At 57.2% G+C, this 12,948-nt stretch carries 10 protein-coding genes; 1 reads left to right on the top strand and 9 read right to left on the bottom strand.

Going from position 1 to position 12,948, the window contains the following annotated elements; translation table 11 throughout:
* Positions 1–72 precede the first annotated feature (72 nt).
* Both FSV73_RS13520 and FSV73_RS13515 read right to left on the bottom strand, forming a co-directional pair.
* Positions 73–1,176, bottom strand: a complete 1,104-nt coding sequence (locus FSV73_RS13520) for a DUF4214 domain-containing protein (protein WP_145008370.1) — start codon at positions 1,174–1,176, stop codon at positions 73–75.
* A gap of 24 nt (positions 1,177–1,200) precedes the next feature.
* Positions 1,201–2,082 (bottom strand): cell wall-binding repeat 2 family protein, encoded by an 882-nt coding sequence (locus FSV73_RS13515; RefSeq protein WP_260856074.1) that lies wholly within the window; start codon positions 2,080–2,082, stop codon positions 1,201–1,203.
* Positions 2,083–2,403: 321 nt separating this feature from the next.
* Between FSV73_RS13515 and FSV73_RS13510 the strand changes: the two genes are divergently transcribed.
* Positions 2,404–3,510 (top strand): glycosyltransferase, encoded by a 1,107-nt coding sequence (locus FSV73_RS13510; protein WP_145008368.1) that lies wholly within the window; start codon positions 2,404–2,406, stop codon positions 3,508–3,510.
* Positions 3,511–3,520: 10 nt separating this feature from the next.
* Here FSV73_RS13510 and FSV73_RS13505 read toward each other — a convergent pair whose 3' ends face one another.
* From FSV73_RS13505 to FSV73_RS13475, 7 genes are all read right to left on the bottom strand, one after another.
* Positions 3,521–4,657, bottom strand: a complete 1,137-nt coding sequence (locus FSV73_RS13505) for a glycosyltransferase family 4 protein (RefSeq protein ID WP_145008367.1) — start codon at positions 4,655–4,657, stop codon at positions 3,521–3,523.
* Positions 4,654–5,559, bottom strand: a complete 906-nt coding sequence (locus FSV73_RS13500; protein ID WP_145008366.1) for an NAD-dependent epimerase/dehydratase family protein — start codon at positions 5,557–5,559, stop codon at positions 4,654–4,656. The genes FSV73_RS13505 and FSV73_RS13500 overlap by 4 nt, the downstream gene beginning before the upstream one ends.
* Before the next feature lie 14 nt (positions 5,560–5,573).
* Entirely contained in the window at positions 5,574–6,605 is a 1,032-nt protein-coding gene (gene gmd / locus FSV73_RS13495; protein WP_077171156.1) for a GDP-mannose 4,6-dehydratase, read from the bottom strand.
* Between the two features lie 109 nt (positions 6,606–6,714).
* Positions 6,715–9,255: a glycosyltransferase family 4 protein gene (locus FSV73_RS13490; RefSeq protein WP_145008365.1), complete on the bottom strand. Its 2,541-nt coding sequence runs from the start codon at positions 9,253–9,255 to the stop codon at positions 6,715–6,717.
* Complete coding sequence (locus FSV73_RS13485) at positions 9,255–10,874, bottom strand: FkbM family methyltransferase (RefSeq protein WP_145008364.1); 1,620 nt, start codon at positions 10,872–10,874, stop codon at positions 9,255–9,257. Before FSV73_RS13485 ends, FSV73_RS13490 begins: the two co-directional genes overlap by 1 nt.
* Positions 10,871–12,091, bottom strand: coding sequence for an ABC transporter ATP-binding protein (locus FSV73_RS13480; protein ID WP_145008363.1), 1,221 nt, complete (start codon positions 12,089–12,091; stop codon positions 10,871–10,873). Before FSV73_RS13480 ends, FSV73_RS13485 begins: the two co-directional genes overlap by 4 nt.
* Complete coding sequence (locus FSV73_RS13475; protein ID WP_145008362.1) at positions 12,088–12,882, bottom strand: ABC transporter permease; 795 nt, start codon at positions 12,880–12,882, stop codon at positions 12,088–12,090. Before FSV73_RS13475 ends, FSV73_RS13480 begins: the two co-directional genes overlap by 4 nt.
* Positions 12,883–12,948 lie beyond the last annotated feature (66 nt).

Below are 12,948 nucleotides of genomic sequence, written 5' to 3'. Positions count from 1 at the left end.
AGAAGGCTACTGGTTTGAAAAAGACTTCCGGCCCTAGGGCCGGAAGTCTTGTCTCAGGTCAACGAAACGCCGTTAGACCTGGCCGGTGACCAAGATGACGCTGGTGTCGTGAGTCTGAGCCTCCGCGGAACCCACGATGCCGATAGCGACATCGGCGCGGGTGCCACCGGTAGCCAGCAACTGAGCCCAGGTGACCAAACCTTCGGCATCAGCGGTACGGTCCAGAACGTTGCTGTACAAACTCTGGATGTACTGGGCATCGCTCAAGTTACCCAGGCTGGCGAATTCGGCAGAACCGAGGAAGCCGTTAGCGATGGCCTTGAGATCACCGCCGTTGCCAGCGAACGCCTCAGTCCAAGCCTGAGCACCACTGGCATCGGCGTTGCGATTGAACAGACCTTCGTACAGCCGCAGAACAGTCGCTTCGGACTGCGACGACGCAATAGCGACAGAGCTGGTGCCCGAAGTATCCGTCACGAACTGCACGTTGCTGAGCGTCACGGTACCCGTGCTGCTGGTCAGTACCACCGAGTTGCTGGTCGAGGTCACGGTGTAATCCGCCAGGCTTCCACTGACCCTGACCACATCGTAGCCGGTACCAGCGTCCACGATGTCGTTGCCATTTCCGGTATAGATCAGGTCGGCGCCGGCACCAGTGCTGACGGTGTTGTTGCCACCATTGAGGATGACGACATCATTACCACCAGCAGTCGTGATCTTGTCATTACCCGCGCCAGCATCCACCAGGGTGTTGACGTTATCGGTCACGGCAATGATGTCATTGCCCGAGCCGCTGATGATCGCGCGATTGATACCACTGGCATCGACGGTGGCCTGAGTGGTGACGGCGTTGCCCACGGTGAAGGTGATGTTGGCGGCCGAGTTGATCAGGAACACCGAGGCGTTGGCCAAGGTCGGGCCAACCGGAATGTTGACGTCGGTACCAGCAGCACCAGCCACATCCAGGGAGACGAATTCAGGAGTCTGCAGAGCGCCAGTGACCGGGTCGACGGTCAGGCTCAGCGACTTGCCGTTGTAGCCAGCGGCAGTGACGGTGGAGTTGGACACGTCCAGGTCCAGGAGGTCGGCAATGACGCTCTTGGTAGTGACGTTCAGCGAAGTGGCGGCCAGAGCAGTAGTGAAAGCAGCGGACGTAATGGCGGCATCGTATTGCATGAAAAGAATCTCCTAGGTCGCGCGTCAGGTGGTGACTTGCGCGGGATGAAGCGGGATTTGGGTGAGATCTTCCCTGGGAGACTGGTAGCGGGCAGCGTTCATCTCGATGCGGGGGGTGATCGATACATGTAGAGCGACGAGCTTGGCCTGCCCCTGTTGGGCAGTAACTTCCTGGCCGTCCACGAGGTCTTGCGGATCACATCCGGCAAAGACCGCCTGGGCATCCAGAACGTATTCGGCGCGGCGTGGCCCGACCAGGGCCATGGCCACCGCAGTGATGGGCGCGCGCTTGCCGCGCGAGCCGGAGAAATTGCCGCTGAGCACAGCGGGCTGCAAGACATCGGCGACCTTGCAGCTGTAGGCGATATCCACACCCTGGGGCTTGTTCGGCCAGATGATGGCGAAACCTTCGAGGCGGGCTTCCTGTTCGGTATTGCCCACCCACTCGTGGGCCGTGACGTCCCCTTTGGCCTGAACATGACCGAGGAGCTCGAGCAGCAGGGGGCTGCCATGCCGCTCGGCCCGCGCTGCCGATTCCAGCGCCTGGCTCGCGACGACGGGAGCCTGCTGCTGTTCGGGACGAATGATGTCGACGGAGGTATCGATCCGATCGACGCGCAGGTCGACCTTGCGTACCGGCAGATCGGCACGTTGATATTCGGTGATGAGCAGGGTGCCGGCGCCGTTCTTGACGCGCACGATCAGGGTGTCACCCAGACGGGAGAGGGTATTGCGGACGACGGTTTCGCCTGGAAAGAAATCGACCGAGCTCTTGCCGATGGGGGCAGGCTGCAGGCTGATGAGGCAGGGCTGCTCGGCGTTGTCCTGGGAGGCATATCTGAGGATATACATCCCGGGCTCGAGAGTGAGCAGCCGAGTCTTGAAGGTGAAGGGTGAATCGTCCATGTGATCCATTGCGCCCGTGACCGATATCCTTAAAAGTCCCGGATGCGCACACCCGAGCCTTGGTCAAGCGCCAACACTATCACACTTTAACTGTGACGATGCCAGCTTCTTGACGAGGTCAGGATAGAAGAATTTCGTCGAATCTCAATCGAAAATCGTAATACCAATCTACCGTTCGGCAAGAAAGTTCAATCGCTTTGATAGCAAATTGCCACATAAAAGGCAGACTACTGCCCAATTTGGCCATTCCTATCATGCTGCGTTAAACCTGCATACTAGACACCTGTGCTAGGGTGCGTACTTTTTGGGCCAGCCTCGCTCATGCGCATTTTGCATGTCTTCAAGACGTATCTACCCGATACCCATGGTGGGATCGAACATGTCATTCGCCAGATGTGTCTGGCGACAAGAAGCTTCGGGATCGAGCATCGGGTCCTGACGCTGAGCAAGCATCCCGACCCCGAACGGCTCGAGGTGGACGGCATACCCGTCCGCCGGGTGAAGCAGGACCTCGACCTCGCCTCGACCGGACTTTCCCTGGCTGCCTTCCGCGCCTTCGCCGAGGAAAGCCGCGCTGTCGACCTGGTGCATTTTCACTTCCCCTGGCCGTTCATGGACCTCCTGCAACTGGTGATACGGCCAGGCAAGCCCTATGTGGTCAGCTACCACTCGGACATCGTCAAGCAGCGCCATCTGCTCAAGCTCTATTCACCGCTGATGCACGGCTTCCTGGGCAAGGCGTCTCGCGTGATAGCGGCAACCGAGCCCTATCGCCGGTCCAGCCCTACCCTGCAACGCCTGGGTAGCAAGGTAAGGGTGATTCCCTATGGCCTGGATCCAGCCAGCTATCCCGAGGCGGATCCACGGCGCGTGGCGAGCTGGCGCGAGCGTCTCGGCCCCCGCTATCTGCTGTTCGTGGGGGTATTGCGCTACTACAAGGGGCTGCACCTGCTACTCGAAGCGCTTCAGGGGCTCGACTATCCGCTGGCCATCGTCGGCGACGGACCGGAAGGCGAAGCCCTTCACGCGCAGTGCGAGCAGTTGGGTCTGAAGAACTGCCATTTCCTGGGACGTCAGAGCGAAGCAGACCTGGCAGCGCTTTATGCCGGCTGCGAAAGCTTCGTCTTCCCGTCGCACCTGCGCTCCGAGGCCTTTGGCATGGCGCTGCTGGAAGCGGCCATGTACGGCAAGCCCATGCTCAGTTGCGAGATCGGCTCGGGCATGAGCGAGATCAATCTCGACGGCGAGACCGGGATCGGCGTACCGCCCGAGCCTGCTGCCCTGCGTGCGGGGTTGATCACGCTCTGGCAGGATGCCGACCTACGGACCCGCTATGGCCAGGCCGCTCGGGCGCGCTTCGACACGCACTTTCGCAGCGAGATCATGGCTGCCGAACTGATCAGGGTCTATCGCGAAGCCCTTGGTTGAACCGGATCGCCTAACGCCCTTTCAGGGCTAGGCGATAGACCTCGAGCGTTCGGGCGGCACAGGCGTCCCAGGTGTAGCCGCGAGCGCGTCGCTCGCCGTCGTCGACCCGCTGCTGAACGCCCAGGGGATCGTCCAGAACCTGCTGCATCGCCTGGGCGATAGCCCCAGGCTCACGCGGGTCGGCCTGCAAAGCCGCCTCACCCACGACCTCTGGCAGCGACGTAGTGTTGGAGCAGATCACCGGGCAACGCGCGGCGAAAGCCTCGATCGCTGGCAAACCAAAACCTTCGAACAACGACATGAATACCAGCGCCGCCGCACTCTGCAGAAGGGCGATCACCTCGTTCTGCGGTAGATACTCCAACCACTTCCCTTCGCCTCTGGCCTCCAGCGCGCGTAACTCGGCGACCAGCGCCTCGGCACGCCAACCATTGCGGCCGACGACTACCAGCGGATGGCGTTTACGCAGTACTTCCGGCAATCGAGCATGTGCCGCAAGAACGGCGGTGAGATTCTTGCGTGGTTGCAGCGTTCCAACAAATAGAAAGAAGCCAGGCTCCAGGCCATGTCGCGTCAGCACCTCCAGCCGCGCGGCCATGGATTGCCGGCTGAAATAACGCGCATCTACGCCCAAGGGGGTTACGTGAACCCGGTCCTCGGGAAGTTTCAGGATTCGGATGATATCCAACCGACTGCTTTCGGAGATGGTGATGACCTGATCAGCCCAGCGGACGCTCCGGTTGAACAGGCTGCTCTTCAATGCACGCAACCTGGGAGTGACCCACTCGGGATGCAGTTGCGGAATCAGATCCATGACGGTAGCGACCAAGGGTATGTCTTTCAGTCGCGGAATATGATGATCCAACGCGTGAAATACCTCGACCTCCGCCGCCAGTCGGCGGCTGATACCGCGATCCGCGCCCAGCAGCGCGCTTCGAAGTACCAGACCGGGGAAGCTCCTGGCCAGTCCTACGGGTGTTCCGCAGGCCAATGACTGCGGCTCACCATCGAGGACATATGAGCTTATGCGCAGCTCAGGACAACGTGACAGCGCTTGCCAGAGCGCCTCACTGTAGATGCCGATGCCGTCAAGATGTCCCAAGGCGGTCCCGCGAGACCAGACGGTAGTGCCCAGGCCGAGTCTCACGTCCGTCGAGCACCGCTGCCCATGGCTCCGAAAAGGTCGCTCAGGGTTTGCTGGAGCGGTATCAGATTCCGTGGACCGACGACTCCTCTCAGGCGAGCATCGTCTCCTCGCAACACGGGAATTTCATTGGCACGCACGAACGCCGGATTCACACGCACCTCGATCGCATAACCCGCGATCTGCTCAGCCATCTGGATGACGGTACGTAGCGCAGTGGCCTGCCCGGAGCAAACGTTGACCGGACTGGAACGGTGAGTGCTATCCAGCAGACCGATATAGGCCTGAACCAGATCACGGACATCGGAGAAGTCTCGACTCACATCCAGATTGCCTAGTTCTATTACCCGTTCACCGCGGGCGAAATGCCCCACGATCTTGGGAATCAGGAAGCGCTCATCCTGCCCCGGCCCGGTGTAGTTGAATGGCCGGGTGATGACGATGGGCAGGCGGTCGTACCAGGTGGCGACCATGTGTTCCATGGCCAGCTTGCTGCAGGCGTAATGGTTGACGGGCGCCGGGCAGACAGATTCGTCGATCACCTCGATACCAGGCGTGCCATAGATGTTGGCACTACTGGCAATCAGCACTCGCTGGGGTTGCCGCTCTAGCGAACCCAGTGCCTCCAGCAGGTTCAAGGTGCCGAACAGGTTCACCCGGTAAAAGGCCTCCTGGTCGGCATGACCAACGAAGGCCAGCGCGGCTAGATGGATGACCCAATCCGGCTGCGCCTGCGCCACGGCGGCAGCGACGGCCGCCTTGTCGGTGAGATCGCATGCCAAGGTGACATCCGCATCGGTAGAGCCGCTACCAAGTCCGATGACCTTGAAGTCTCGGGCCTTGAGTGCATGGATCAGATAGCGTCCGGTAAAACCCGATGCGCCTGTGACCAGAGCGGTTGGCATGCCTATCCCCTTAGTTAGAACGAGAAGCCTTGTTCATTACGACGCAGGTCAGCCTCGACCATCATCTGGCACAGCTGCTCCAAGGTAGTCTTCGGCTCCCAGCCCAGTTCGCGCTTGGCCTTCTCGGGATCGCCGATCAGCAGTTCAACTTCCGCCGGACGGTGGAACTTGGGATTCACGGCGACGATCTTCTTGCCGCTGCGGGTGCAGTAGCCTTCTTCCTTGTCCGCTTCGCCCTTCCATTCCAGCTGGATGTCCACGGCCTTGGCCGCCAGGCTGACGAAGTCACGCACGGTTTCGGTACGGTTGGTGGCCAGCACGTAGGTGTCGGGCTTGTCGGCCTGCAGCATGCGCCACATGCCTTCGACGTATTCCTTGGCGAAGCCCCAGTCACGCTTGGCGTCGAGGTTACCTAGCTCCAGCACGTCCAGCTTGCCCAGCTTGATCTTGGCGATGCTGTCGGTGATCTTGCGGGTCACGAACTCACGGCCGCGCAGCGGGGATTCGTGGTTGAAGAGGATGCCGCTGGTACCGAAGATGCCGTAGGACTCGCGGTAGTTGATAGTCATCCAGTGCGCGTAGAGCTTGGCCACGCCATAGGGGCTACGCGGATAGAAGGGGGTGCTCTCGATCTGCGGAATGGCCTGGACCTTGCCGAACATCTCCGAGGTGGACGCCTGGTAGAAGCGGATCTTCGGATTGACGATGCGGATCGCTTCGAGCAGGTTCACCGGACCGACGCCGGTGATCTCGGCGGTGGTCACCGGCTGATCGAAGGACACGCCCACGAAGCTCTGGGCGGCCAGGTTGTAGACCTCGGTGGCTTCGGTGGTCTGCAGCAGACGGATGCTGGCGGACAGGTCGGTCAGGTCATACTCGACCAGATGCAGGTTGGGATGGCCGGCGACGCCGACCTCCTCGATGCGCCAGAAGTTGACGGAACTGGTACGGCGATAGGTGCCATAGACGGTATAGCCTTTTTCCAGCAGCAGTTGGGCCAGGTAGGCGCCGTCCTGGCCGGTGATGCCGGTGATGATCGCTTTCATGTGTTTCTCGTCTCTTAAGTAAAATGACAGCCTAATGCGGTCTGCAGCGGACGATTGTAGCTTAAGCAACAACCGCCCTAGCGCATGCGGCCATGAATTGCGGCGCTGTCTAGCCCGCGATGCCCGCCTCGCTCTCGCGCTTCAGCAGTACTTGGATCAACTGCTTGGTACTGCTCTCCCACGTCAACCAAGGCATGTCCTCGGAACGAGGATGCTCACCCCGCGCATGCAGGGGCAACCAGCGCTTGACGGTCGCCGCGAGCGCCTCGCCTGAGCCACCCTCGAAATAGAGAGCATGATCGCCAGCCACTTCCCTGAAAACCGGCAGGTCTCGGGCGATGATCGGAAGCTCGGCTTGGGCAGCCTCGATGAGCGGCAAGCCAAAACCTTCGCCTTTCGAGCTGTTGACCAGGCAGTCTGCCGCCTCGTAGATACGCTCCAGATATTCGTCGCTGATCCCTTTCAACCAGAACAGCTTTTTCCCCAGCAAAGGGTGGCCCTGCAACTTGGCGATGAGTTCTTCGGTATTCCAGCCCGCCTGACCAACCAACACCAAGTTCACGTCCAACCCTTCACGCCAAAGCAAATCAAAAGCGGCAAGGGTTTGATCGTGTCCCTTGCGCGGTTCAATAGTGCCTACGGAAAGGAAAGTCGCTCGTTCCTCCAGCTGCGTCAGCACCTGGTCCGCATCATCCGGAAGGCCTTTTGTCGGCATCGAGCTTTCGACATCCGCCCCCAGGTGAAACCACTCGATACGCAACTGCTTATGTCTTGCAACAGGATGGGCATCCAACCAGTCACGCATGTCCTGAGCAACGGCAGCAGAAATGCACAGCAACGTATTGTTCTGTGAGATTGCTTGCAGCCACTCATGGTGCAGGTCACCGATGAAGTCACGGAAGACCTCTGGCATGAGAACCGGAAGCAGATCGTAAACTACAAACGACACTTCTACACCCGCGTTGCGCATCGCCTTATGCGCTGCTTGCTGACGGATAACGACATGGTGCTGTAGGTCCAGGCCCAAGAATATATCACCACTGGCGTAATCGATGGCGGTATCGATATCGCGGTCTGCATGAGCGAACGCTGGAAAGTTCTTTTTCAAGAACTCGCTGGCATAACGATAGCCGAGGCTATCCATGGTGGCATATACGGGTTCGCTAGAATAACCCGCTGGAGGCGTTGAAAGCAGCTGCTGCAAGACGCTTCTCACTACCCGCTGAATGCCGCTCTTCGAATCGACATGCACAAGTTGCGATATATCGATGAAGAGTTTTTTCTCTCGCTCCGGCCTGAAGTTTTGAGCAAAAGCAGCTGCACACTGCTTGATATCATTAAACGTAGGCTTTTCCAAGACTATCGACGCAATGGCTTCCTCGGCCAGGGTAATCAGCCGATTCCTGTCGGGCGCAACACTGGACGTCGCCTTTCCAGCCACGCGCTCGAACAGCGCAAGCGCCGCAATCGCACTTCTATCCCAAGAGAATTTTTTACTATGCTCTTTCCCATGGGCAATGAGGCGTTGTCTGAACTCCTCATCGGTAATCGCACGTGACAGTGACTGCCGCATCGAATCAAGGTCGAAAGGATCAAACAATGCTTCAGCGGTGCCAATCACTTCGGGCACGCTGGAAGTGTTTGAACCTATGACCGGCGCTCCGCAGCTCATCGCCTCCAGCGCTGGTAGCCCGAATCCCTCGTGACGAGACGGAAAGATGAATACCTTACAGGTGCTGTAAAGCGCCACCAGTTCTTGATCGGTCACATAGCCGGTGAACACCAACTCATACTCTTTCAAACCAAAAGAGCTCGCCGAAGCGCGCAAACCGGCAATTATGTTTTCCGGCATCTTACCGGCCAAGACCAGCTGATGTTCACTGCGGATGTGCCTATCGAGGGACGCATAGGCTTCGATCATGCGCTCGAGATTTTTACGCGGATCGGCGCCCCCTGTATAAAGGACAAAGGCACCACGAATGGCAAATTTTTCCCGGAGGAAAGATTCGTCTTCGGCCGACATCTGCGCGGGAACGAAAATCGAGTCTGCGGCGGTGGATATATTGACCACGCGGTCTGCCGGAAGACCTGCGACATCGATACCTTCGCGACAGGCTGACTCCGAAATACCCAACCATCCTTGCGCGCTCTTCAGATGAGCAATTTTATTCAGATAGTAGTTTTTGAAATTCGGGTGAGGATCCAGATAGTCCTCTGGATTCATCAATGGGATAAGATCGTACAAGGTGACAACGACGGGTGTGTCGCTGCTGATACCTCCCAAGGTCACGATCGCGTCATCGGCAGTACCTTCGAAAAGGCTACTGATATGTACGATATCGGCATTCAGGGAGGCTATGTAGGCCTCGCGCAATGTTTCGGCAGCCAAGCGTCGCCAGTCATTTCCGGAAAGGCACTCCGCGGTATGGGCAGGGCCGTACCATACATGGATGCGATCGACTGGCAGCAACCCTTCGAATGCAGTTCTGATGGGTTCGATGGTATCCCCGAACTGGCCATTCAACAGTATGATAACTTCGTGTTCACCTCGGTTCCGCACTATCCCTTGTGCGAGGGACAGACTGTAACGACCGATGCCACGGTATCGACTTTCTGTTTGCGCGCCTTGCAAATCCAACACGATACGCATTAGTGCGACCCTCCGTGCTTGGCTTCGATGGCGGCCTTGAGCTCTTGATAAAAATGCTGTGCACTGGTACTGAGATCGGACAAGTCGGGTTCGGTGCCTTGAATGAACGTGTTCGGATTGTAGATTGGCCGTTCCTCGACCGGGGCATTGGGCGTGAACAGCCCCGCCCCTCTGGCAACGCGGAATAGCTTGTCGTATAGCCTGGGATAACGACCGACGACTCGAGCCGCCCGACGCTTGTACGTTGGATTGGCCAAGACCTTGCGGAGAGCCCTGACTATCCAAGGGTAGGCAGCCACCTTTGCTAACCTTTTCCCGCTTGCTGCCAGGCGAGCCAGTGATAGCCGAGTGGTTCGCACCGTCTTGTTTGCTTCACGTAGCGGTTGGGTCAAACGCCAAGACAGGCTATGTACCACTGCATCCAGACGTCTCTGAGTATCTGCAGCTTCATTCTGCCAGTGCCGAGATTGCGCATCGGCACCCAGTGCCGCCTCGGACAACTTGACCATTTGCTGCTCGCGTTCATCATTGATCTGACGCAGGCCTTGGGCGAGATCGCTAGTGGACGCTAGCATAGGAAACCGTTCGCTGAGTAGTTGCCAGCGTGTCACCTGCTCTTGTTCACCTTGTTCCAGCCTGGCGATATCTTTGTCTCGCTCGGCAAGTTGAAGCTCCAGAAGCTCCACTCGATGCCTGAATGTTTCTTGGCTCAGCAGCAACTTCTGATGTTCCACTTCGAGACGAAGGTAATCATTCTCAGCGGCAAGCACACGGTGGTCAGCTTGAGCGCAATGCTTCTCCGCCTGGACAACAGCCGCAGAAGCTTCCGCAGATCGAGAAGCCAGCTCCTCATTTCGCTTAGCAAGCTCCCCGTTCTGTTGTAACAACTCCTCATTTTTCTGGGATAGCTCATTGACTCTCTCCAATGCGGAGAGCTGCCCACTAGTCAGATAGTCGTCAAACACATTGGGCGGTGCCTGAAAATGCTGACGAAGATCAGCATGCTCGTTGGCCAGATAGAAACGATTCAAGCCATCGAAGTGGACGAAGGTGTAGTCGTGATCAGTAATCAGCTCCTCCCACTCCTGATGGCTGCCTTGCTGCGAAAGCGGTTCGGTCGATTCTGCCAGAACGATCCAAGGCCGGAGCTTGGTAAAGTCGATGCCCAAGAGTACTTCACGCTCCGCCCCCTCGACGTCAATCTTGAGGAAGTGAACGTCTTCGATTTCCCACAGGGCGCAAAGGTTAGAAACCGTATCGACCTGAACCTGTACCGGGACGTGCGCGAAGCCATTATCGCCATGGCGTTCGGCAACTGACTTACGCGAGGTCGACAGGCCGGTATCGGCAACCTCATACAAGGTCATGACCCCCTGCTCGGCGCCAGCGGCGATTTGAAGATTTATATCGCGCGGCCGCGCAGCAACCAGCTTATCGAACCATTGTCGAACGGGTTCGACGTTCAAGCCCCTCCAGCCTCGGTCATAGAAGGCCTTAGTAACGGAATGCTCGACCGGATCATTGGCCCCAATATCGATGTAAAAACCTTTTTCCACATGGCCAAGCGCGCGCCAGAGCAATACGTCTTCTCTATTCTGCGCAAACGAAATAAAAGTCATGCCTTGGAGATCTCGATGTCCGGATTTAGCCAGTTACAACCGGCAAAATAAACCTTGTCCAAATTTGAAACAGTGAACACAAGAGCCAAGTCACGCCACTCGTAGTTCGCCGTCAGATGAGTATCCCTGTCTACCAGTGCGGTCTGTACGGAATAGCTACCGGGACCTAGATTCGCCTTGAAGGAAATGTCGAAGATGTACAGCTCACCTGAACGGGGACGTTCAATGGATTGCTGGGTATACCAGGTATTGGTGCCGTGCATAACCTGACCAAGCCGGTCCTTGATGCCGTAGCCCAGAACCAGCGTATCGAGATCGCTGAATAGTCTTACGCGGACTTGAAGACGCGCCGACTCCCCAACGTTCAGATGCTCTACGACTTGGCCTGCGTCATTGTAGAGGGCGATATGCTCGACGCGCGCTTCGCCGGTACCGGAGCTCACCTGGACCTTGCCATCCTCGAGCGTCTTGGTCTGTACCGTCGAGTTCTCCTTCTCGGCAATCAACGCGTTATAGAAGTCCATGACTTCTTCCGGAGCACCGTCCTTTATGATGCCACCGCGTTCTAAGAGGATCGCACGATCACACAGTGCCTGGATGGAATCTCGGTCGTGGGAAACGATCAGCAGCGTCGTGCCCTGCTGTTGGAACTCGCGAATCTTGGCAAAGCTCTTGTGCTGAAAATAACTATCGCCTACCGAGAGGGCTTCGTCGACGATGAGAATCTCTGGGCGGAAGGCGGTGGCGACAGCGAAGGCAACTCGCATTTGCATACCGCTGGAGTAGGTACGGACCGGTTCGTCGAAATAGTCACCAATCTCAGCGAAGGCTTCAATGTTGGCCATTTCATGTTGTACCTGCTCGCCCCCGAAGCCCATCAGGCCAGCGGCATGCATTACGTTTTGTCGACCGGTCAGCTCTGGATTGAAGCCCATGCCCAACTCGAGAATCGCCGAAATCCTACCGTTGAGCTGGATGCTTCCTTCAGTGGGTTGAAGGGTTCCGGTGATCATTTTCAAGAGCGTACTTTTGCCAGCGCCGTTTTGTCCGACGATCCCAATGGCCTGACCGGGTTCAATCGTGAAATTTATATTTCGTAGCACCCATTTTTCTTCGAGAACGCCACCTTTGAAGCCAAACCAACGGGCGAACCTGAACCATTCCGAAGAATAGGTCCGATAGGATTTTCCGACGCCTGAAACCTTGAGTAGGCTCATAGTGCGTCCACCATTTCGGGAGCGGCTCGACGGAATATGAACAATCCGAGTAGCAGGAGAAGTAATGAAATGCCCAGGGTAATGGCAATGGCCCCGGTGTCGGGAGCGTGCCCATAAACCAGCACATTTTGAAAGCCGGTAATTATCGGATACATTGGGTTATAACTAATAAAGCCCCTGACCGACTCTGGAACGATGTGCACCGGATAGACGATCGGAGTGAACCAGAACCAGATCTGCAAGAGAATGGGTACAACTTGACCGATATCGCGGACGAACACGTTCAGTACACCTAGGATCAATCCGACACCCAATGCCAACGCTAACGCCGCTAGTGTGAGCGGTATCAGCCAGAGTAGCTCTATACCCGGAAACGAATCCAAAAGAGCGAACACCAGGAGCATGGAAAGTAGCAGGAAGAAATAGTTGACCAGACAAGATCCCGTCACGATAACGGGTAGACAGATACGCGGAAACCGCATTTTCTTCATCAGGTTGCCTTGCTCGATAAACAACCCCAAGCACCGGCTGACGATTTCGGAAAACAGGTTCCACCCCAGGATGCCTGCCATGAGGTAGAGCGCATAGGCATACTTGTTGTCCACACCCGGCAACTTGGCCGCGAGCACATTGGAGAGAATAAGAGCGTAGATAGCGACTTGGGCCAACGGATTTATGATCATCCAGAGCCCACCGAGACGACTCCGCGCAAAACGTGATACGAAATCATTTTTGATAGACGACGTTATGAAGTGACGATAACTCCATATACCTCTCAACAAACCAAACATCATTTCTCCTACAGAAGAATCCAAGAGGCAGTATTGCGTCTTGGAGCAAGACGTCACCAGTCTCCT

The organism is Pseudomonas oryzihabitans (genome assembly GCF_007665395.1).
GTDB classification, from domain to species: Bacteria; Pseudomonadota; Gammaproteobacteria; order Pseudomonadales; family Pseudomonadaceae; genus Chryseomonas; species Chryseomonas psychrotolerans_C.
This window is presented reverse-complemented; position numbering and strand designations above follow the sequence as displayed.